18 protein-coding genes are annotated in these 23,056 nt (G+C 42.2%); 7 read left to right on the top strand and 11 right to left on the bottom strand.

The window, feature by feature from the left end; genetic code table 11:
• Nucleotides 1–46 precede the first annotated feature (46 nt).
• From aguB to AAEY87_RS02785, 4 genes are all read right to left on the bottom strand, one after another.
• Nucleotides 47–916, bottom strand: coding sequence for an N-carbamoylputrescine amidase (gene aguB / locus AAEY87_RS02800; RefSeq protein WP_068326584.1), 870 nt, complete (start codon nt 914–916; stop codon nt 47–49).
• Between the two features lie 128 nt (nt 917–1,044).
• Nucleotides 1,045–2,538 (bottom strand): Na+/H+ antiporter NhaC family protein, encoded by a 1,494-nt coding sequence (locus tag AAEY87_RS02795; protein ID WP_350655855.1) that lies wholly within the window; start codon nt 2,536–2,538, stop codon nt 1,045–1,047.
• Between the two features lie 196 nt (nt 2,539–2,734).
• On the bottom strand, nt 2,735–4,093 hold the full coding sequence (locus tag AAEY87_RS02790) for an NAD(P)/FAD-dependent oxidoreductase (protein ID WP_350655853.1): 1,359 nt from the start codon (nt 4,091–4,093) through the stop codon (nt 2,735–2,737).
• Nucleotide 4,094: 1 nt separating this feature from the next.
• Nucleotides 4,095–5,438 carry a glutamine synthetase family protein gene (locus tag AAEY87_RS02785; RefSeq protein WP_068034935.1) on the bottom strand — a complete coding sequence of 448 codons (1,344 nt, stop codon included), beginning with the start codon at nt 5,436–5,438 and terminating at the stop codon, nt 4,095–4,097.
• 479 nt (nt 5,439–5,917) lie between these two features.
• Here AAEY87_RS02785 and AAEY87_RS02780 point away from each other — a divergent pair, with 479 nt between their 5' ends.
• On the top strand, nt 5,918–6,658 hold the full coding sequence (locus AAEY87_RS02780; protein ID WP_068034936.1) for a gamma-glutamyl-gamma-aminobutyrate hydrolase family protein: 741 nt from the start codon (nt 5,918–5,920) through the stop codon (nt 6,656–6,658).
• Entirely contained in the window at nt 6,633–7,304 is a 672-nt protein-coding gene (locus AAEY87_RS02775; RefSeq protein WP_350655852.1) for a cupin domain-containing protein, read from the top strand. Before AAEY87_RS02780 ends, AAEY87_RS02775 begins: the two co-directional genes overlap by 26 nt.
• Before the next feature lie 72 nt (nt 7,305–7,376).
• On the opposite strand, the gene AAEY87_RS02770 is transcribed toward AAEY87_RS02775, so the two are convergent.
• The 7 genes from AAEY87_RS02770 to carA form a co-directional block, all read right to left on the bottom strand.
• Nucleotides 7,377–8,717, bottom strand: a complete 1,341-nt coding sequence (locus AAEY87_RS02770) for a glycosyltransferase family 4 protein (RefSeq protein WP_350655851.1) — start codon at nt 8,715–8,717, stop codon at nt 7,377–7,379.
• Between the two features lie 149 nt (nt 8,718–8,866).
• On the bottom strand, nt 8,867–9,739 hold the full coding sequence (locus AAEY87_RS02765; protein WP_350655850.1) for a TIGR03915 family putative DNA repair protein: 873 nt from the start codon (nt 9,737–9,739) through the stop codon (nt 8,867–8,869).
• A gap of 65 nt (nt 9,740–9,804) precedes the next feature.
• Nucleotides 9,805–11,073 carry a putative DNA modification/repair radical SAM protein gene (locus tag AAEY87_RS02760; protein WP_350655849.1) on the bottom strand — a complete coding sequence of 423 codons (1,269 nt, stop codon included), beginning with the start codon at nt 11,071–11,073 and terminating at the stop codon, nt 9,805–9,807.
• Between the two features lie 273 nt (nt 11,074–11,346).
• Nucleotides 11,347–12,285 (bottom strand): hypothetical protein, encoded by a 939-nt coding sequence (locus AAEY87_RS02755; protein ID WP_350655848.1) that lies wholly within the window; start codon nt 12,283–12,285, stop codon nt 11,347–11,349.
• 281 nt (nt 12,286–12,566) lie between these two features.
• The gene (greA, locus tag AAEY87_RS02750; protein WP_068034942.1) at nt 12,567–13,043 is read right to left on the bottom strand and encodes a transcription elongation factor GreA; all 477 of its coding nucleotides are present in this window, start codon (nt 13,041–13,043) and stop codon (nt 12,567–12,569) included.
• Nucleotides 13,044–13,348: 305 nt separating this feature from the next.
• A complete protein-coding gene (carB, locus tag AAEY87_RS02745) occupies nt 13,349–16,612 on the bottom strand; it encodes a carbamoyl-phosphate synthase large subunit (RefSeq protein ID WP_350655847.1) in 3,264 nt (1,087 codons plus the stop codon).
• A gap of 156 nt (nt 16,613–16,768) precedes the next feature.
• On the bottom strand, nt 16,769–18,001 hold the full coding sequence (gene carA / locus AAEY87_RS02740) for a glutamine-hydrolyzing carbamoyl-phosphate synthase small subunit (protein ID WP_068034944.1): 1,233 nt from the start codon (nt 17,999–18,001) through the stop codon (nt 16,769–16,771).
• 408 nt (nt 18,002–18,409) lie between these two features.
• Between carA and AAEY87_RS02735 the strand changes: the two genes are divergently transcribed.
• The 5 genes from AAEY87_RS02735 (at nt 18,410) to AAEY87_RS02715 (ending at nt 22,930) form a co-directional block, all read left to right on the top strand.
• Nucleotides 18,410–18,946: a gamma carbonic anhydrase family protein gene (locus AAEY87_RS02735; RefSeq protein WP_350655846.1), complete on the top strand. Its 537-nt coding sequence runs from the start codon at nt 18,410–18,412 to the stop codon at nt 18,944–18,946.
• 261 nt (nt 18,947–19,207) lie between these two features.
• Nucleotides 19,208–19,915: an HAD family hydrolase gene (locus AAEY87_RS02730; RefSeq protein WP_350655845.1), complete on the top strand. Its 708-nt coding sequence runs from the start codon at nt 19,208–19,210 to the stop codon at nt 19,913–19,915.
• A gap of 277 nt (nt 19,916–20,192) precedes the next feature.
• A protein-coding gene (gene prfB, locus AAEY87_RS02725; RefSeq protein ID WP_350655844.1) for a peptide chain release factor 2 occupies nt 20,193–21,288 on the top strand; the annotation gives its coding sequence in 2 pieces (ribosomal slippage) (nt 20,193–20,264 and nt 20,266–21,288; 1,095 coding nt in all).
• Between the two features lie 59 nt (nt 21,289–21,347).
• Nucleotides 21,348–21,632, top strand: a complete 285-nt coding sequence (gene ppnP, locus AAEY87_RS02720; protein WP_350655843.1) for a pyrimidine/purine nucleoside phosphorylase — start codon at nt 21,348–21,350, stop codon at nt 21,630–21,632.
• 179 nt (nt 21,633–21,811) lie between these two features.
• Nucleotides 21,812–22,930, top strand: coding sequence for a DNA topoisomerase IB (locus tag AAEY87_RS02715; protein WP_350655842.1), 1,119 nt, complete (start codon nt 21,812–21,814; stop codon nt 22,928–22,930).
• The last annotated feature ends 126 nt before the right edge of the window (nt 22,931–23,056 follow it).

Raw genomic sequence — 23,056 nt, 5'->3', positions numbered from 1 at the left:
GATTTTGTATGGCCTATATCAGTCATAGTTTGACATTATTTGCAGTTTAGCCATGGGTAAGTAAAGTGCCATACATAGATGGACGACGATCGCGGAAAACACCCCACTGATGACGATCACTGGCAAGCTTATCCAAATCAAAGGTTGCGCTAATCACTTCAGTTTTATCTGCTGAGGCTTCTTCGATAATCTCACCTCTTCCATCAGTGATAAATGAGCTACCGTAGAACGCCATAACGCTATCAACGCCGTTCTGCGTTATCGTCTCGGAGCCGATACGATTAGACGCCACCACTGGCATTAGGTTGGCTGCTGCATGACCTTGCATACAACGCTGCCAATGGCCTTTTGAGTTGATACCCAATGTTGGCTCATCACCAATCGCTGTCGGGTAAAATAATATCTCAGCACCCATAAGTGCCATACTACGCGCGCATTCAGGGAACCACTGATCCCAGCAGATACCTACACCAATCTTGGCATATTTGGTCTCCCAAACCTTGAATCCAGTATCGCCTGGGGTAAAATAAAACTTTTCGGCGTAAGGAATACCATCTGGTATGTGGGTTTTACGATAAGTGCCCAGTATTTCGCCATCGGCATCAATCACGGTGACACTATTAAAAAAAGTATTACCTGATTTTTCATAAAAGCTAATCGGTAGTACCACTGCTAGCTCTTTGGCCAAGTTTCTAAAGTGTTTGATAGCAGCGTTGTCTGCTACTGAGGTAGCAAGCTTAAAATAATCGAAGTCATGAACTTGGCAAAAGTAGGGGGTCTCAAACAACTCTTGTAGCAAGATAATATTGGCGCCAGCCTTGGCAGCTTTAGTGACTAAATCAGTAGCGATATCAATATTTTGTTGTTTATCCCAGCTACAAGCCATCTGAGTGGTAGCAACGGTTACAGTGCGCATAATCTAATTCCTTTTATAGGCGGATAAGTAATGTCGGACAAAAAGATGATGTTGGACAGTTAATAATGGGCAACTACCAATCAGTAATTGCCCATGGTCTAACGGTTAATAATAACGCTAATCGATACTTAAGCCATCATATAACCTAAGCCTAAGAAGGTTACGACGGACAATACTGCACCAAGCATCGCATAGGGGAACTGCGTAAAGGCATGCTGCATCGGTGAACAGCCAGCTCCTTGTGCTGCTAGTAATGATGAATCACTAAAGAAACAAGCATGGCTACCAAATGAAGAGGCAGATAATAATGCGCCGATCATCAATGGTGTACTAACACCTAATGCTAATGAGATTGGAAATACAATTGGCATTGCTAGAACGTATAGACCCCAGCTTGATGAAGTCGCGAATGTTAAGAAAGCCATGACAGCAAAAATAACTGCTGGGAAAATGATAATAGTCATATAAGGCGTGATGGATTCGATCACATACATGGTCATACCAAGCTCATCATTGATTGCTTTTAGGAAAAAGCCACCAATTACGGTTGAGAGTGGGTATAACATCACTTTAAAGCCTTTAAAGATAGCTTCAACTTGAGTCTCAAAGCTTAAGATACCCTGTACCCAGTATACAAGAACGGTCACAAAACAAGTGAGTAACGCGCCTCTTAATAGATCGATTTCAAAGTAAATAGTTGAAACGATCAATAGAATCATAGGGAAAGCAAAGTTAAGGATATTGGCTTTAAATGATAACTTACGTTTAGCTTTGACGTTTGAAACCAACTGTTCTTCTACAAATGCTTCAGGGACAGGGTTACCCGCCTTTGCGCGTGCTTCTGCTCTTTTCATCGGGCCCCAGTCACCGAATATACCCATTGCGACCAAGAATACGATAAGGAGGGCAAACCAAGCATAAGCCATATAAGGGATAGCACTAATATAAAGTCCTAGACCAGCGCCATCTCCTGCGACGTTATTCTCTTCTAGCAAACCTGCAAAATAGACGGCCCAAGTAGAAATAGGAACAATCACACACATAGGTGCTGCGGTTGAGTCAACGATATAAGCAAGCTTTTCACGTGACACGCCATAAGTGTCAGTTAGTTTTTTGACAGACGTTGAGACTGCTAAACAGTTTAGATAGTCATCAATGAAAACCACAACGCCCAAAGCAAATGTAGCCAATAGTGACTGTCTACGCGACTTGATTATTTTTTGTAGCCATTCGCTAAAGCCGTCTAGACAACCGCTAATCTCGAGCAATTGAATAAGACCACCCATTAGGCCACAAACTAAAACAATCCAGATAATAGTCTCATTACCTAGAACCATAGAAATATTGTCAGCAAAAGGTGAAACCAGATTGAAGGGATTAAGCATCACCAGACCAGCGACACAGCCCGCTATCATCGACTCAAATGGACGTCTAGAGATAATAGCAGTAACTAGTACTAGTAGCGTTGGTAGTAGTGATAGGGCGCCCCATGATTCAGATGCATCACGAGTGGTTGAGAGCCAAACAAAAGCAAGGTAAATAGCTATACCCACTACTAGTGTTAGAAAGACTCGCTTGTTATGATACTGTCCTTCAACAGCATCATTGAGCTTCATATTCATGCTTACACTCCTTGTAAAACCTCATTGTTTTTGTAGAACAAAATTCGTTCTTTAATTAGTTCTTAATAGGAGTGGCGAATCGACTTCCTATCAAGCCCATCACAACACTCCATTGTTATGATGGTGTAATGTAACAACGATCCTCAAAATAAAGCTTTTAAAACTGGACTATTATCTATTAATAAACCCAGCCAGTCTACATTCCAGTACTATCTTTTAGGGCGTACCACCATGATCCCATCATAGAATAAGGAACCCTTAATGCACGGCCACCTGGGAAAGGTATCCACGGAATCTTGGTAAAAGTATCAAACTCTGTGGTCTTCCCATTAATAGCATCAGCTAGTATCTGTCCAAATAAATGTGATCCTGTTATACCATGGCCACTATAGCCATGAGCAAAAAATACTCGGTCATGTAGCTTACCTAGTTGTGGCACACGAGAAAAAGACAAGGCAAAATTACCACTCCATGCATAGTCTATTTTGACATCGCGCAACTCTGGAAAGATTTTATTCATATTAGGTCTGATCTTGGCAGTGATGTCGGCTGGGTCTTGACCACCGTAAACAGTACCGCCACCGAATAACATACGTTTGTCGGCAGAAAGACGGTAGTAGTCAAGAATATAGCGTACATCTTCAACACAGACATCAGTTGGGAGTAGTTGGTCTGCTAGATCTCCTAAAGGTTCGGTAGCGATAATCTGAGTGGATACTGGCATAACACGGTCAGTCAGTTTTGGAATGACTTTATTTAAATAAGCATTGCCGCAAATAACCGCTTGCTTACAAGTAACCGTGCCAAACTCGGTAATAATTTTGATAGAGTCATCAGCATACTCAATATCAACCATGAGCGTATTTTCATAAATGATACCGCCGCCTTGTTCAACAGCAACAGCTTCACCAAGCGCAAGATTTAACGGGTGAAAATGCCCACCCGAGTGATCAATGACTCCGCCTACATAAGCATCTGTTTTTATATGCTCTTGAATAGCATGCTTGTCTAACATCTCTCGATCATGCATACCATGGCTTTCCCACAGTGCATGCGTTTCTTGTAAATCTTTTAATTGACCGTTATTTAAAGCGGCAAAGATATTTTTTTCTTTTAGGTCACAGTCAATATTGTAGTCGCTAATGAAACGGCGAATGATTTTGCCACCGCGAGTCACTAGCTGACCGACAAAGTCTGCATTCTGTTGACCATAAGACTTTTTAATCTTTTGTAGACTAGCGTTGAGTCCGTTGACAATCTGACCGCCATTACGTCCTGATGCGCCCCAGCCAATCTGTGCCCCTTCAAGAACGACGACCTCGTGATCAGTCTCAACAAGATGTAATGCTGTTGATAAGCCACTATAGCCGCCACCAACCACACAAATCTCAGTTTGAATGTCGTTTTTCAAAGCAGGTCTGTCGGGCTTAGGATTACGACTGGCAGCATAATAACTATCAGGGTATTGACCTTTGTCTGAATAATGCGGGATATTGCGCTTGTTATTAGACTGAAGGTTTTGATCCATAGGCGGAGTAGCATTGCTATTTGACATATTAGACATCCTGTAAATAGGTGAGGTATTCAAGGTTAGTGACTTGCTGAGCAAAGCGCTTGGCTTCTTGCTTTTTGACTGCGATTAACAGCTCAATCATCTCGCTTGGGAATAAAGAGTCAATTAAATCGCTGCTTTCAAACTTACGGATGGCTGAGAGCCAATCTAAAGGCAAGGTTTTAAGCTCAGCTTCGTTATAAGTAATGCTGTTAATTGGTTCTGGAGCTTCAAGCTTGTTTTCGATGCCATATAACATGCCTGCTAAAACTGCGCTACAGACTAGATATGGGTTAGCATCTGCACCAGATACACGGTGCTCAATGCGGCGTGCTCTAGAATCGCCACCAGGGATACGAACTGCCGCTGTACGATTCTCATAACCCCATGAAATGTTGTTTGGTGCCAGTGTACCAGGGGTAAAACGGCGATAAGAGTTAACATGTGGGGCAAATAATAAGGTGCAATCTGACATAGTCTTTAGCAGACCTGCGACCGCATGACGTAACATGTCTGAGCCTTCATCTGACCCATCATCAAACACATTATTGCCGTCTTTATCAAGCAAGCTACAGTGGACATGAAAGCCATTGCCCGATTGTAGACCAAAAGGTTTTGCCATAAAGGTGGCAGTTAACTTGCGACGTGCAGCGACAGCTTTAACAACTTGTTTGAACAAAATAGCATCATCAGCTGCTTTTAACGGATCGTCAACGTGTAATAAATTAATCTCAAACTGACCGCAACCGTTCTCAGCTAAAGCTGCATCAACGGGAATATCAAGTTTTTCGCATTGAGCATAGACTTCATCTAAAAATTCATCGAATTGTAGCAAGTCATTGATACTTAAAATTGAGGTTTTATTTAATCTCAAACCGCTTTTTGGACGGATAGGTGGTTTTGGAGTTTCACCTTCAATGTAGTCAACCAGATAAAACTCAAGTTCAGTTGCCATCACTGGCGTGAGTCCAAGCGCTTTGAATTTTTTACTGATGTAATCTAAAACGTGTCTAGCATCACCGTAATAAGGCTCATTGTCTTCGGTATATAGCCAAACGGGTAGCAAGGATGATGGTGCACTAGTGTTAAGAAGTGGATATGCTGCGCGGCCTGTAGGACGGGCAATGGCATCTATATCACCATTACATTGAGATGACTCGATGACATCAGCGCCCCAAATATCGACTCCTAAGATTGACAAAGGTAATCGTATCGCACCGTTTTCTGCTTTTTCCATCTGATTAAAAGGGATGCGCTTACCACGAAGTAAGCCATTAATATCACCTGCTGCAACGTATACATATTCGGTGTTGTTTGCAGATTCGACCATTCCATTGGTTGTCGTCATGTCTATAATTCCTATTAATTTTGATGATTTCTTGGGTTGTTGTTACTACGTTTTTAATAGCTGTCGTTTATAACCTTTTAGTAGAGGTTATAAATGGTTTTAAATAAAACAGTGGCTATAAGTGATGCAAAAGATAAGAGCTGATTTACTTGCTACGAGTCATTATCAACGTTAATTAATTTATTTTTTACAATAATATTAACTACTTAACGTTATTTCATAACCACATTTATCAATTTGTTTAATGTATAAAATGTGTCTTTTGTCTTACGGATGTCCTCCAATATATGACTGAAATTTATATATGTCAATTTTTATTTAAAACTATTGAAAAGTAATTTATTACATTCATATTTATTAATGGATATTAATAATGAAGTTTATAGTTTACATTTTAGGAGTGAATATGTTAAATTTTAGTCCATGAGAAGCTCATACTAGGCTTTTAGGTTTAGATGTCACATTCAGGGAAGACTAACATGCATACTTTCAGACCAATTATCGCTATTGTCTCTTGTCACAAAATGGTTGATGGTCAGCCAGCACAAGCGGTTTATCAAAAATATATCGATGCAGTAAACTTCTATGGCGGTAATCCCATATTGCTGCCAAACACTGCTGCTGATAGTGAAAATTTTGATGCACTGCTAGAAATTGCTGATGGCATATTATTAACTGGCAGCTATAGTAACGTCGCACCGACACGCTATGGAGCAACGCATATTGAAGAAAAGCAAGATTTGGGTCGTGATGATCTCAGTTTTAAGCTGTTGGCATATGCTGATAAAACTGGCACGCCCTTATTAGCGGTTTGCCGAGGTTTACAGGAGATGAATGTCCATTTTGATGGAACGTTGCATCCAGATTGGCGTGACATAGATGGATTTTATGAGCCGCATTTAGAAGACAATACACAACCACTTGAAGTGCAGTATCAGCCGGTACATGACGTTATCATTCAGCCGAAGGGAAGGTTAGCGGCGTTTGGCAAAGAGTGGCATGTTAACTCGCTACACAAGCAAGCTATCAGTGAAGTAGGCGAGCGCTTATTTGTTGAAGCAATGGCCCCTGATGGGCTAGTAGAAGCTATAAGCTTAGTACAACATCCATTTATGATTGGTGTACAATGGCATCCTGAGTTAAATTATGCGCAAGATAACTTGTCCAAATTTCTATTCACGGAATTCATTCAATATGCCAGCAAAAAACTCTCTAGATAATATTACTGATACTGATACTGATACTGATACTGATATCGACGATGAATTGATACCTGACAAAGTGTCGGCAGTGCTCGAAACAGATGAACAACCAGAAGAAGATATTGGCAAAAAGATTAATCAGCTGCGCCTTGCTAAAGGTTACTCACAACGTAAACTAGCAAGGATGGCAGGACTGACCAATACTTCAATTAGTGCTATTGAACGCAATAAAGTTAGTCCAGCAGTCAATACATTAAAAGCAATATTAGAGGTGTTAGGTTCTGATCTCACCACCTTTTTTAGTGATGAATGGAAAGAGCCTAAGGCGAGAGTAGTGGTTACCCCTAAGGATTTGATTGAGCTCAGTGAATCTAATAGTAGAGTTTCACTCAAGCAGGTATATAACTGCAGCACAACAAAGAATCTAGGATTCCTGATTGAGACTTATCAACCGAATAGCTCTACTGAAGAGAAGATCGCTCATGAAGGAGAAGAGATTGGCACGGTCATCGAAGGCAAAATTCTTATCCGCATCGAAGAGACCACGTATTTGCTAAATCAGGGTGATAGCTATGTGATTGATACCATGAAGCCGCATACTTTTATCAATCCTAGCGATACTGTCACTCGTATCGTTAGCGCGCATACACCAACGACTTATTAAATTAGAATCTTAGTAAATCTTGTTTAGTAGTATGTTATAGAGTGATATGTCGATAAATTTCGCTGTCTATTTTTATCGATTATTATCAACTTCCTTCTTATTCGTGTTGTCTGTCTTTTTGATAATTACCTTAGAGTCGCCCATCGCTTTTGGCGACTTTTTTAATAGCTCAACCTTAGTACCATCTGGCCTTTTGTGAATAGATTCGATAACAGGTTTGTTAATAGCTTTCAGATGCTTTTTAGATCTCTTTAATGAGTGAGCCTTCAATAGTGCTTGTTCTTCCGCTTGTAGCTCGTCATATAGACTTTGATAGACCTCAATCGTCTCTTTAATCATCTCACGCATGGTGAATTTATCTGTCATCTCAGGACGAGTGACGCTCTCTAGTTGACTTTTAACGACTTTGCACAGTGCTTGAGCACTGTATTTTTTGACCAATCCTTGCGGGTATAGAGGTTGCAAAATTTCACTAAATGCGGCTTGATCCCAACCTACTACTGGTGTGCCCAAATGAATCGCTTGTAGTGCATTAATACCAATAGATTCAGGCTCATTAGCAAGTGCCATCACGATATTTGCTGCTGATAACCACTCACGCATATCATTACGCTTACTGCCAACATAGGTGATGCGGTCCGCAAGCTCAAGAGCGTGAGTACGTTGCCGAAAATCCTCGTGTGCTACATCGCCATCTCTATGATCTTCGTCCATTATAATCGCGTGAATATTGGGAAATTGTTCCTGCAAATTTCCCAAAATATCAATCAGCCATTCTTGACCATACTCATTACCGATTACCGTTGGGAATACCAGCCACTTTTTATGTTCAAGCTCAGGGTATTCTGCAAAAGTCCGTCGTAACCAGTATACGGATGGGTTATGGCGATACGGATAACGACGCGTATCAACACCGCGGTAAATGCGTTTGATTGCTTTAGAGTCGATATCTTCGCGTTGTAGTCCTTTTCTTAAATAATTCGTCACACTGTCTGATACCGTAATAATGGTATCGACATCGAGTAACGCTTGTGAGTATTTATTAATAGAATAAAAGCCATACATGGTTGAGACTAATTTTGGCCGACGTTTTACGCGTGCGCGACGTAAGGCTAAATGTAATATCCAAGCAGGCGTGCGTGAATGCACATGGATAATATCAGGATTGTATTGTTCAATAAGATGACGTAACGGTGCGACCTGTAATAAGGATAACCACGACTTTTTATACATATGTAGCTGATGGTATATATTGCCATCACGCTCTAAACGTTTGACCAAATCGTTATCATCATTAGCGCTAGAGATAATAATGGAGGTATGTCCATTTTTGACCAAGGCACGCCCAAGATGAAAAATACCGCGTTCGGATTCATCATGCTTTAAAGACGACAGTAAGCGCATAACTTTCATAATAGCGTTGGTCACCAGTTAAAATATCAAGCTGCTATTGTCAGTTAAAAGCGCTAAAAACTCAACCATGAAGGCTAATTAGAGGTTACAAATAATTTTGGCAGTTATCTTTTTATAATAAATGCAATTATAGAATGTTTGATCCAAAGTCAGCGCCGTTTTTGCAGGTGCTCAGCATTAGGCAATACTTGTTTTTCACTTAAATATTTCCAGTAGCGCTGCGGTAAATATTGCTTATGCAGACGCGGGTTTTTACGCTCTTTGATATTGACGTTGGTAAAGTAACCTTGCCAAAATTTCTGATAGCGCTGTTCATCCTCACTATGAATACTGGCAGGATTACGTAGTACGGCATCATCAAGGTCAGTAATAGTCTGCAAGGCTGCAGGACGCGAAGGTGTACTTTGGCTCTTGTCATAATAAATACCATAACCACGGGCCAAATCATAAATCGCCCAGTGTTGGTCTTGATAGCGCTGACGAAAATGCTCACCAATCAATGGCAAAACATTAAAATCAGGCTCAACGCGGGTAAAGTAGATGTCATCATTTGTATGCTCAAAGCGCACAAAGGCTTCCATACGATGCTTCTCACGACCGACAGACTTTACCGTCTGTACCAGCTCCAGCACATCTAAATTACCCAAATCTTCCATAATATGGCGGCTAGGGTAGTCGATAGCATATTTAACTACCTGAAATAAAGTCGTGCCGATATCGTCTTTTTCAGACAAAAATCCCCATAAAATATTGCGCATACCTGAACGACCTAATAGCTTATTCATTTTTATCAGTACGCGTTCGGCTTTATCTTCATCAATACTAACATTAGCTGCTTGAGCTATTAGTGAAGGTACGTAACAGTCCTGAGCGGTCAGTTGTAACGATTCATCGTCTTGTAATCGGTTGGCATATACGTAAAACACGGCGCTTAGCCAACCCTCAAAACTTGGCTCATAAAGCACAATACTGGGCGTTAAGTGACCGATAGCGTACGTTGTGTGTTGCGCAAGTTGCGACATCGTCTATCCTAAGATAACATTTAGAATGTAGTGGCTTATTTTATAAATAATTTTTAACACTATATTTAAAATAATGCCAACTGCCCACTGCGCTGATCTTTAAACTTGGTCTGCGTTTGGGCAAGTACATATTGGCGGAAGTTGTCACGCGTTAAATGCGCAAGGTGCTCGTTTTTACCTGTAGTAGCAATGAAGTATTTGGCACGATTGACCGCTGCGCCCATCTTTTTTAAATGATAAAGCGTTAACTGATTAAACTTGCGTGCCTTCACTATCTTTTTAGCCGTCTTAATACCGATACCTGGAATGCGCACAATCATCTCGTAGCTCGCCGTTTGAATATTGACGGGAAAGTGTTCGCGATGGCGAATAGCCCAAGCCAGTTTTGGATCGCAATCTAAATCTAAAAATGGTGATTCAGGTTCAACAATTTCATGTGCGCCAAAACCATAAAAACGCATCAGCCAATCGGCTTGATATAGGCGGTTTTCACGTACCATCGGTACTGGTGTGCCAATCGCTGGCAGGCGACTATCGGATAGCATTGGTACGTAACCAGAATAGTAAACGCGCTTAAGGTCATACTGTTTATAAAAATGACTCGATAACTGAATCACCTGTAAGTCGGTTTCGTTACTAGCACCGACTATCATCTGGCTGGTTTGACCAGCAGGTACAAACTTAGGGGCTTTTTTATGAGTTTTACGGCTTTCACGAATAGTGATGATTTCTTCTTTTACCGTTTCCATCGGTGCTTTTAATTGCTCGTGCGACTTCTCTGGTGCGAGCAAAGCTAGACCAGACTTGGTGGGAATCTCGATATTAACGCTGAGACGGTCTGCATATAATCCAGCTTCTAACAGTAATTCTTTTGAAGCGCCCGGAATGGTTTTTAAGTGAATATAACCGTTAAAGCGCTCACGGGTACGTAATATCTTAGCGACTTCTACCAAGCGCTCCATCGTATGGTCGCCACTTTTAAAGATACCTGAGCTAAGAAACAGCCCTTCGATATAGTTACGACGATAAAACTGCATGGTTAGATCAACGACTTCCTCGACACTAAAAGCCGCGCGCGGGGTGTCATTGCTTTTGCGGGAGGTGCAGTACGCGCAATCATAGATACAATGATTGGTCAGCAGAATTTTAAGCAAGCTGACACAGCGACCATCTTCGGTATAGCTGTGACAGATACCTGTTGCTGAGGCGTCACCGAGACCACCGCCTTGGTTTTTGCGAGTGCCAGCGGATGAGGAGCAAGAGACATCATACTTAGCGGCATCCGCTAAAATGTTGAGCTTACCTTGCAGTCGTTCATAATTGATGGTTGCCATAAGTGGTAGTTACCAATGAATTAATGAAAGACTATTTTATCAAATTTGTAGTTAAGTCATTGTATTTATAGGATTATTTATAAAACAACACGACAGGTAGTGTCGTACTGCAAATAAATGATATTACTGGTAAAAACTGCTCAAATGATTGTATGAAAAATTAATTAAAAAATTTCACCAACTAAAAAAGGCCTTGCCAACTAGAAAACTAGCCCGCAAGACCTTTTATCAACTTTAGTATTTATTAAGTAATAATACTCTAAAATCTAATTTTTATTGAACCTTGGCGCGTATAACCACGGTTTGTGGAGTATTGGCATCAAGATTGACCAAATTCCATTTTAGACCAGAATAGTTCTCTTGAACCACAACGGTGTTGCCAACTTGTTGAATGGTTTGATAGCTGTCACCGCCAGTAGTAGCGAGCGTCGGTAGTGGGCTATTTAGCGATACTAATTTGACGCCAGTTGGTAATGAAACCATGGCATTAATATCATTCACCGGTTGTGCAGTAGTATTAGTATAAGTGGTGTGATATTCAATGACATCACCGGGTGCAACATGATTAGCAGGCACCGCAAGCTCACGACCATCACTGTTTTTTAGAATTTTCATAATTTTGGTTTGCGCGCCAACGATATCAGGCGTACTAAAAGTCGGTTGTAATTGCAAGGTATCCAAAGATGTCGTTGCAGAGACTATTTGGCTGGTCATCGGTTGGCTGCTAATCACTTGGTTCGTTGCTGTTTGATTGATAACAGGCAGCGATACATTGGTAGCGACAGGCAGCACTTGGGCCACTGTATTTACAGGAGTGGTCAACACACCTGCTCGGGTAACTTGGTTGGTCACCGGTATGGTATTGAGGGGTATGGTATTAACGGGGACTGTAGTGACAGTTGTACTGCCCTGAGTAGTGCCTTGATGAATAGTATAACGTGGCACATTAGAGATTTGAGTGACTGCAAACGGTAGGCCGTCTTGCATCGTAATACTATTAGGCGTGGCAGTGATGGTAGCGGTTTTGCCATCAGAGTACTGCTCAACGACGGTAGTACTACCAGTCGTAGGCTGGCTAATCACAATTTCAGAAGCAGCATTTGCTGTAGAAGTAGCAAGAATACAACCAGTAAGAACACCAATAATAGCAGTGCTAATGCACACCGGTTGAGTTTTGTTAAGTGTTTTTGGCATATTAAGATTGATGGTCATAACAGAGTCCTTTCAGATAATAATAAATGAAGCTAAGATAATTAAATACATAGATATAAAAAACCCTCGTGGGTTGACAATCTAAATCATGTCAACCCACGAGGGTAGGAACCTTAATGGAAACCAGCAATTCGACCGACACCATTTACAAGATACGTATTAATTTAAACCCAAACAATTATGCACTAAAAAAATTATATTAGAAAAGCACAATTGTGTAATTTATAAAATATTAAGTAGCTGTAAGAAGGTTCTATAGTCAATAGCTATAAATATCTATACTAACCGTAGATGATTTTCATCACTTCATACTCAACCACACCTTTTGGTGTTTCAATACGGGCTTCATCACCTTCAAACTTACCGATGAGACCACGAGCGATAGGCGAGTTGACAGAGATTTTGCCTGCTTTAAAGTCAGCCTCGTCATCACCAACGATCTGGTAATGTTTTTCTTCTTCAGTTTCCATGTTTTCAATAACGACGGTCACGCCAAATACTACACGACCTTCTTGTTTTAAAGTCGCAGTATCAATCACTTGTGCTCCACCAAGTTTTGCTTCGATGTCACGAATACGTGCTTCACAAAACCCTTGCTGCTCACGGGCGGCATGGTATTCAGCGTTCTCTTTTAGGTCGCCGTGTTCGCGAGCTTCAGCAATAGAAGCAGTGATGCGCGGACGGTCGATACTTTTTAACTGTTTTAATTCGGCTTCTAAAGCCGCATGTCCTTGCGGAGTCATGGGATAACGTTGCATGTTTTTTTCCTTAAACCAATAACATCACACCACCTCATAAGAGATGGTGTCAGCGTTATTGCAATGAATGTGAATATAAAAAAGGCGGTGTTTGCGTTATGTGATCTTTAGATCGTCAATAATTTATTGGTTTGTTCAGTAGCTCACGATAAGCTTACGTAATAAAAAGCATAGTCGCAGGTAGGCCACTATGCTTTTCAAAATGATTACGACATTAAGGTTACGACTATAATTCTAAACACTGTAATTTTGAACTAAGAAATATGTGTTAAGTCGTCATTACTATTATGCTTAATCTACTGAAGTTATTCAACCAAGTCAATAGACTTTGCTTGCTCATGCAAATCTTGTAGCTTATACACATCAAACGGTAAGTCGATAGCATAAGATTTACAGACTGCATCTGCTGCACCTAAGGTAGTGACATAAAATACTTTACCTTGTAGCGCACTACGGCGAATAGAGAATGAATCCTCTTGCGCCTGTTTGCCTTCGGTCGTATTGATAATAAGGTCGATTTTGCCGTTTTTCAAGGCATCAACGATATGTGGGCGACCTTCAGTGACTTTGTTGATTTTCTTACATTCAATACCGTTATCGCTCAGCACTTTTTGCGTACCAGTGGTAGCGACAATGTTAAAGCCAAAATCGACCAATTGACGAGCGATGGGAGTGACTTGTTCTTTATCGCTATCACGTACTGAGATAAAGACCGTTTTGGTTTCGCCTTCAGTTGGTAAGCCAGGCAAGCGCTCATTGCTACCGATAACCGCTTTATAGAAGGCTTCGCCAAAGGTTTTGCCAACGCCCATGACTTCACCAGTTGATTTCATCTCAGGGCTCAAGATTGGATCGACGCCAGGGAATTTAGCAAATGGGAATACCGCTTCTTTTACGGCATAAAATGCAGGAACAATCTCTTTAGTAAAGCCTTGATCTTTTAGCGAGGTTCCAGCCATACAGCGCGCAGCAATTTGTGCTAATGACGTACCGATACATTTGGAGACAAAAGGCACGGTACGGGCAGCACGAGGGTTGACCTCAAGAATATAAACCGTTTCACCTTTTACCGCGAACTGTACGTTCATCAGACCGATAACGCCAAGCTCTTTTGCCATGGCAACGGTTTGAGCGCGCATCACGTCACATAATTCTTTAGATAGTGAGTAAGGTGGTAATGAACACGCTGAGTCACCAGAGTGGACGCCTGCCTGTTCAATATGCTGCATGATACCGCCAATCACAACGTCAGTACCATCGCAGACACAGTCAACATCGACTTCGATGGCATCATCCAAAAAGCGGTCTAACAATACTGGCGCTTCGTTTGAAGCTTGTACCGCTGTGCGCAAGTAATGTCTGAGCTCGTCTTCGTTATAGACGATTTCCATCGCACGGCCACCTAAGACGTATGATGGGCGCACTACCAATGGATAACCAACGTCTTTTGCTTTAACCAAGCCGTCTTCCAAACTAGTTGCTAGAGCGTTTGAAGGTTGAATTAGGTCTAATTGATGAATCATATGTTGGAAGCGTTCACGATCTTCAGCACGATCAATGGCGTCAGGGCTAGTACCAATGATTTTTACGCCAGCAGATTCTAAAGCGCGGGCAAGTTTCAATGGGGTTTGACCGCCGAATTGTACGATAACGCCATCAGGATTTTCGATACGCACGATTTCAAGCACATCTTCTAAGGTAATTGGTTCAAAATATAGACGGTCTGAGGTGTCATAATCGGTTGAAACTGTTTCAGGGTTACAGTTAACCATGATGGTTTCGTAACCATCTTCGCGCATCGCAAGGGCAGCGTGTACACAGCAATAGTCAAACTCGATACCTTGGCCAATACGGTTAGGACCGCCACCGATCACCATGATTTTCTTGTTATCAGTTGGATTGGCTTCACATTCGCTGTCATACGTTGAGTACATATAAGCGGTGCTAGTGGCAAACTCTGCCGCACAAGTATCGACGCGCTTATAAACGGGGTAAACGTTTAAATCCCAGCGTTTCGTACGTAGCTGCTTTTGTGAGACGCCAAGCAGTTTCGCCAAACGTAAATCTGATAAACCTTTACGTTTAAAGCTACGCAAATTCTGTTCGGTTAGGCCACCAAAGCCTAGAGTTTTAACTTGTGCTTCGGTTTTAACGATGTCTTCGATTTGCACCAAGAACCATGGGTCGATTTTGGTAAAGTTGAATACTTCATCGACGCTCATCCCAACGCGGAAAGCATCTGCGACATAATAGATGCGCTCAGGAGTAGGGATGGTCAAGCGATTGGTAATCTCGCTACGGGCTTTCTCAACGCTGACTTTTGATAAATCAATTTGCTCATCAAAACCATCATTGCCTGTTTCCATGCCGCGCAAGGCTTTTTGCATTGATTCTTGGAAGTTACGGCCAATCGCCATCACTTCGCCGACTGATTTCATCTGCGTCGATAGGATATTGTCCGCTTGCGGGAATTTTTCAAAGTTAAAACGTGGAATCTTAGTAACAACATAATCAAGCGCAGGCTCAAAACTCGCTGGCGTTTTGCCGCCAGTGATGTCGTTTTGCAATTCGTCTAGCGTATAACCAACGGCTAATTTTGCCGCGATTTTCGCAATCGGGAAGCCAGTGGCTTTTGATGCCAATGCTGATGAGCGTGATACGCGCGGGTTCATCTCGATGACGACCATACGACCCGTGTCAGGGTTGATACCGAACTGGACGTTTGAGCCGCCTGTTTCCACACCAATCTCACGCAGTACGGCTAATGAAGCATTACGCATGATTTGGTATTCTTTGTCGGTCAAGGTTTGTGCTGGTGCAACCGTGATCGAATCGCCAGTGTGTACGCCCATTGGGTCAAAGTTTTCAATGGCACAGATGATGATGCAGTTGTCGTTTTTGTCACGAACCACTTCCATCTCATATTCTTTCCAACCGATTAATGATTCATCGATAAGTAATTGATGGTTCGGCGATAAGTCAAAACCGCGCTCACAGATTTCGATAAACTCATCGCGATTATAAGCGATACCGCCGCCTGAACCGCCCATCGTGAATGAGGGACGAATGATACAGGGATAGCCCATTTTCTCTTGGGTCGCAAAAGCTTCTTCCATGGTCTCAGCAGTTTCAGCGCGAGGACATTCAAGGCCGATACGCTTCATCGCTTTATCGAATAAGTTGCGGTCTTCTGCCATCTCAATCGAGTCTTTGGTCGCGCCAATTAGCTCGCAATTGTATTTGGTCAATACGCCGTGTTTATCTAATTCTAAGGCACAGTTTAGAGCGGTCTGTCCGCCCATGGTTGGCAAAATGGCATCAGGACGTTCTTTGGCAATGATTTGCTCAACCGTCTGCCAAGTAATTGGCTCGATATACGTCGCATCCGCCATAGTAGGGTCGGTCATGATGGTCGCAGGGTTTGAGTTGACCAAGATGACGCGGTAGCCTTCTTCTTTTAGCGCTTTACACGCCTGCGCGCCTGAATAGTCAAACTCACATGCTTGGCCGATGACGATAGGGCCTGCGCCAATGATAAGAATGCTTTTTATGTCGGTACGTTTTGGCATAGTTAGGGCTACCTTCGTTTGGGTGATATTTTAAGTAATCTATATTTTAACAATATTTTAAATAATGCTTATCATATTTGGTATGCTGCAGCTTGAACCACCGCTAGTGATTCAAGCTTTATGTTGATTATTTGCTTGCGGTTAATCATGGATAACTTAAGCTTTCACTGCTGCCATCATTTCTGCAAACTTATCAAATAATGGCGCAGCATCATGCGGGCCAGGGCTGGCTTCTGGGTGACCTTGGAAGCTAAAGACGGGCTTATTGGTCAGCTCAATCCCTTGGTTAGTACCATCGAACAATGAACGATGGGTAGATTTAACGTTGTCAGGCAGTGTGTCTTCGTCAACTGCAAAACCATGGTTTTGACTGGTAATCATGACCGTACCAGTGGCTAAATCTTGTACTGGATGGTTAGCACCATGATGTCCAGTTTTCATTTTAATGGTGTTTGCACCGCTGGCAAGACCAATCAGCTGATGACCTAGGCAAATACCAAAAGTTGGAATCTCTGTTTGTTCAATGATATGACGTACCGCGTCGATAGCGTAATCACAGGCAGCAGGGTCACCAGGGCCATTTGATAAGAAAATACCGTCTGGGTTCATCGCGAGCACGTCTGCGATAGGCGTTTGCGCTGGGACAACGGTCACATGACAGCCACGGTCTACTAGCATACGCAAGATATTGGTCTTGCTACCAAAGTCGTAGGCAACAACGTTAAATTTTGCTTCGACATGCGTACCTAAGTGCTTAAAGAAGCCGCCCGTGCCGCTATCATGGCTTCCTGGTATATCACGGTTAAGTAGGGTGTCTGATAAATCCCAGCTGCCCACTGTCCATTCAAACGTCGTCGGCGTACAGCATTCTTTTGCCAAGTCCATGCCTTCAATACCAGCAAATTCTTGCGCCAATTTAATCGCTTGCTGCTCGTCGTCGCTGCTAATCGTTGCGCCGTTAGAGGCCGTCATGATACAACCGTTTTGAGCGCCTTTATCACGTAATAGGCGGGTCAACTGGCGCGTATCAATCTCAGCGATGGCAACGGTATCGTGGTTCTGTAGGTAATCGCTTAATGATTCAGAGTTGCGGAAGTTTGAAGTAACCAGCGTTGCATCACGAATGATAAGGCCTTCTGCCCATACTTGATGTCCATTACCAGACTCAGTATCTTCAGCGTTGGTACCGGTATTGCCAATGTGTGGATAGGTGAGGGTCACTAGCTGGCGCGCGTAGCTTGGGTCGGTCAGGATTTCTTGATACCCTGTCATGGCTGTATTAAAGACCACCTCACCGACACGATGACCTTCACTACCGATACTAACACCGCGAAAAATCGTACCGTCTGCTAGTGCCAAAATTGCTTGTATTTCTGCCGATGAATTCAAGGGTTGCCTCCGCTATTATTTGTGAGTGCCACGATAATGTGATGGTTCAAATATTGACCTATAATCGCTATCTATACTGTTATAACTGCCGTCAAAACCAGAATAAAAAAGGGCTAAAGCCAAAAATTTTCCACAAAAAAGCGAGAAGACATTATTGATGGAAACTACAAAACTCACTAGGTAGTGAATAGGTAACTTGCATCATGTCCGCTCGCTTAGGCACAGATTTTGCGCATTATATACAATATATGCTGATATAGCCAGCCGATTCTCTAGGTTAATGGCTACACTATAAATTTACTACCAAAACGGCTGGATTTTAAGACATAGCTTTGCCACAATGGACGGCATTTAATTATATCTACTAAATAATAAAGTCAACACGTACAACTAAAACAAGGATTCGTTATGATTTATCAATATTTAGACAAAGTGCCTGAGTTTGCTAGTCCTTTCAACGGTTGGGTCGCAGATTCAGCGCGCGTCATCGGTGATGTTTATTTGGGACATCAAGCCAACGTTTGGTTCGGTGCTGTGCTGCGCGGTGACAATGAGCGCATTTATATTGGTGATTACAGCAACGTGCAAGAAAACAGCGTCATTCATACCGATGAAGGCATTGAAGTCAAAATCGGCAATCATGTCACTATTGGTCATTTAGCCATGTTGCATGGCTGCGAAGTGGGTGATAATAGTCTCATTGGTATCGGTGCAGTTATTTTGAATAATGCCAAAATTGGTAAAAATTGCATCATTGGTGCTAAAGCCTTAGTCACTGAAGGCAAAGAGATTCCAGATAATTCGCTCGTGATGGGTGCCCCTGCAAAAGTGGTCAAAACTCTGACTGATGAGCAAGCGGCTATGATAAAAGAGTCTGCTATGCATTATGCGGCGCGTTGCCAGAAGTTTAAAACTGGTCTAAAAGAGATTAAGCAGCCAGAATAAGATAACTTTAACAACACTGAGTTAATAGCGATAAAAAGCATAGTGAGTTCAATATAAAAAAGATACAGCGGGACTGGGATGCTTAGTTTTTAATGTTGGTTTTTGCATCCTCTGTCGGCGTCGGCACAGCAAGCCAGAAAAACTTATACCAGTCGCGCGTCACAACCTAACGTATCCATTTTATTTAGTATTGGCTATATCAACCAATTCAACGATATAAAAACATCTTAACCAACACTTATTTCTAATGAGCAATTTAATATGAGCACCAAAAACATCGACACTGCTTCCGTAGCACGCACCCTAGCGTTATTTGACTTAGACCACACTTTACTCGATGTCGACAGCGATTACCTATGGGGCGAATATATCGTCAAGCACGACCTCGTCGATGAAGCCGAATATCGCACTGCCAACCAAAAGTTTTATCAGGACTATATCGAAGGCACCCTTGATGCAACGGAGTATAATGAATTTGTTGCGCAGTTTTTGAGCAGCTTGCCGATGGATAGACTCCATGAGTTACGAGAAGATTATATTAAAAGTGAAATTGAGCCTCATATCCGTCCAAAGGCGATGGAAGTACTGTGTCAGCATATTGAACAGGGTCATGATGTCGTGATTATTTCTGCGACCAATGACTTTGTGGTGTCTGCTATTGCTAAGCGGTTTGGCATCACAGAGGCCAATGTGCTTGCTACACCGCTTGAAATCAAAGATGAGCGCTATACTGGCAAATTGACTGATAAGCCAAACTTTCAAGCGGGTAAGATTTATCATCTTGATAAATGGCTCGATAAGCAGCAAGTAGCAGGGGTTAAGTTTGAGAAAACTTACGCGTATTCAGACTCCAAAAATGACATACCATTATTAAATTGGGCGGATATTGCTATTTGTGTCTCACCTGATGATGCACTGCATGCGCATGCGCTTGCCCATCGCTGGGCAGTAGAGGATTGGTCGATTTAGGCTGTGTAAAGCTTCTTAATATAAACGCTGTTTAATACAAAGGCAGTAATAATTAGCCAGATATTGTATGTCAATCTCATTTAATATAACGCCATATCAGTAAGATATAATCAATCCATTATAAAATAAATACAGTGTTACTGGGATAAATTTTGCGCAGCCTCTGTCAGCGTAGACACAGCAAGCAAGTAAAATTTATACCAGTGACACGTTATAATGTTTGTACTCTTTTTATTTAAGATTAACTATATTTAATATTAACGAAACAGGAAAACCTATGGAAATCAATCCGTATCAAGAACAAATCAAAGATTTATCTGAGCGTGGGCAGGACTTGCGGAGGTATCTTTGACTTCGATGGTAAGCAAGAACGCTTAGAAGAAGTCAATTTAGAATTAGAAAACCCCGAGCTATGGAATGATCCAGAGCGTGCAACCAAGATTAATAAAGAGAAAAGCCAGCTTGATGGGGTCATTGACGTCGTGGTCTCGCTTGAGACCACCTTAGAAGATGCGTCTGCCATGCTGGAGCTGGCGGTAGAGGCAGAAGACGAATCGTTGCTTGCTGATGTACAAGCCGAGCTCGACGATGCGGAGAAGCGTGTTGCGGACTTAGAGTTCCGTCGCATGTTTAGCGGTGAGATGGATCCGAACAATTGCTACTTGGATATCCAGTCGGGTAGTGGCGGCACGGAAGCGCAAGATTGGGCCGAGATGCTACTGCGCATGTATACGCGCTGGGCAGAGGCGCATGGCTTTAAAGTTGACGTCATTGAAGTGTCTTCTGGTAGCGTCGCTGGTATCAAGTCAGCAACCATTGAGATTAAAGGTGACTATGCGTTTGGTTGGTTACGTACCGAAATTGGTGTGCATCGCTTAGTACGTAAGTCACCATTTGATAGTAATAATGGCCGTCATACCTCATTTGCGGCCGTTTTTGTCTCGCCTGAAATCGATGATAATATCGAGATTGATATCAATCCAGCGGATTTGCGTATTGATACTTATCGCTCATCGGGCGCAGGTGGTCAGCACGTTAACACCACCGATTCTGCCGTACGTATCACCCACGAACCAAGTGGCGTGGTGGTAACTTGCCAGAACGAGCGTAGCCAACATGGTAACAAAGCCACGGCAATGAAAATGCTACGTGCTAAGCTTTATGAGCTTGAGATGCAAAAACGTATGGAAAGCCAGCAAGCGGTTGAAGATGGTAAATCTGATGTCGGTTGGGGCAGTCAAATTCGCTCATATGTACTGGATGACTCACGTATCAAAGACTTGCGTACGGGTGTTGAAACCTTTAACACCGGTGCAGTATTAGACGGTGACCTCGATCAATTTATCGAAGCGAGCCTAAAAGCGGGATTATAAAGATATCTTTTAGGATTTAAATAAACTAGAAATTAAACAAAACTACTTAAGGAAAAGTTATGCTAAGCGTTAATAATTATTTTGATGACAAAGTAACTTCTATTGCTTTTCAGACGGCGACTAAGCCAGCTACTGTCGGTGTCATGAGCATTGGTGAATATGAATTTGGCACTAGCGAATTTGAAATCATGACAGTCGTTAGTGGTGCATTAACTGTCAAGCTACCAGAAAGTGATGAATGGCAAACCTTTAATGCTGGCGAGCAATTTACTATTGAAGCCAATAAGAAGTTTAATGTCAAAGTTGAAGTAGAAACCGCTTATTTATGTACTTATGGTAAATAGTGGCTTTTAGATTAGTATTAGAACGATTAACGCCAAGTGTTTAACGCTTGGCGTTTTTTTATGGGTGTTCAATAAGCTAGATTTTACACAGCATTACACTTTATCTGTGGCAAGTAAACAGCAAAAATAATCACAGTTAATTATGCTAAAACAATAACTTTCAATAGGCGTACTGTTTTATGGCAAAGGCAAACCAGCAAGCAATTACGGAAGATACGCGTCATGATTACGAGCATTTAGCGCGCCGTGCTAATCTGCGCTACGTGAGCGACGATGAACCTGGATTTACACGTAGACGTTGGGGGCGCGGGTTTACTTATCGTGATGCAACTGGCAATACTGTGAAAGATAAAGCGTTGCGCAAGCGTTTTGATGCTTTGGTTATTCCACCGATGTGGTCAGAGGTTTGGATATGCCAAGATGACAAAGGCCACTTGCAGTCGACGGGTCGCGATGACAAAGCACGTAAGCAGTATTTGTATCATCCATCATGGAACAATATCCGTGATCAGGCTAAGTTTGATGCCATGATAGGTTTTGCAGAAGCGCTACCAAACCTACGCGCACAAGTCGAAAAAGATTTAGAAGCTGAGCCATTGTCACGCGCCAATGTATTGGCTGCAGTTGTTAAACTGCTTGAGACGACCTTGATTCGTATTGGTAACAGCCGCTATGCTAAACTCAATAAAAGCTACGGCCTTAGCACTTTAAGAAGCAAACATGTCAGCGAAACAGACAACGGTTTGGCTTTTGATTTTGTCGGTAAAAGTGCGAAAGCGCATCATATAGAATTGCAAGACGAGCGTTTAATTGACATTGTGCAGGCATGTAGTGAGCTGCCCGGTTATCAGATTTTCAAATATTTGGATGAAAATGGCGATAAGCAAGTTATTGATAGTGCAAATATTAATGACTATTTGCGGACGCATACTTGCGGCAACGATTGCGAGAGCAAGATGTATAGCGCAAAGGATTTTCGTACATGGATGGCGAGTGTGCTGGCGGCCAGCTACCTTTATGATGAATTGCAAACGTCAGCAGGTCAGCAAGTGCTGGCGAGTGCACCTGACAGTGATGAGCGTCAGCAATTGGTCACGGATATGGTCAAAGAAGTGGCAAATGATCTGGGCAATACGCCCGCCGTGTGCCGAGCCTCCTATATTCATCCTGTCATTCTCGAGAAGTTTTTAGCGGGAGAGTTTTTTGAGCCTTATAAACAAGCACGTCGTGGACGCACTAAAGAATATCAACGCTGTGAAGAGAAAGCGTTACTTGGGTTTTTAAGTACATTAGAATGAATTTATAGCTATTAGAAAGCTTGCATTTAATCGTAAAAATGATACGTTATGTATTGAAATAAACATAGAAATGCGTTACTAATAGGTTATATTAAATGTAAGAATAAGAGACGGTCTATAGGATAT

The organism is Psychrobacter sp. S1-30-MNA-CIBAN-0213, from assembly GCF_040309845.1.
Taxonomy (GTDB): Bacteria; Pseudomonadota; Gammaproteobacteria; order Pseudomonadales; family Moraxellaceae; genus Psychrobacter.
Note: the sequence above shows the minus strand (reverse complement) of the source record. Positions and strands in the feature narration are given on the sequence as shown.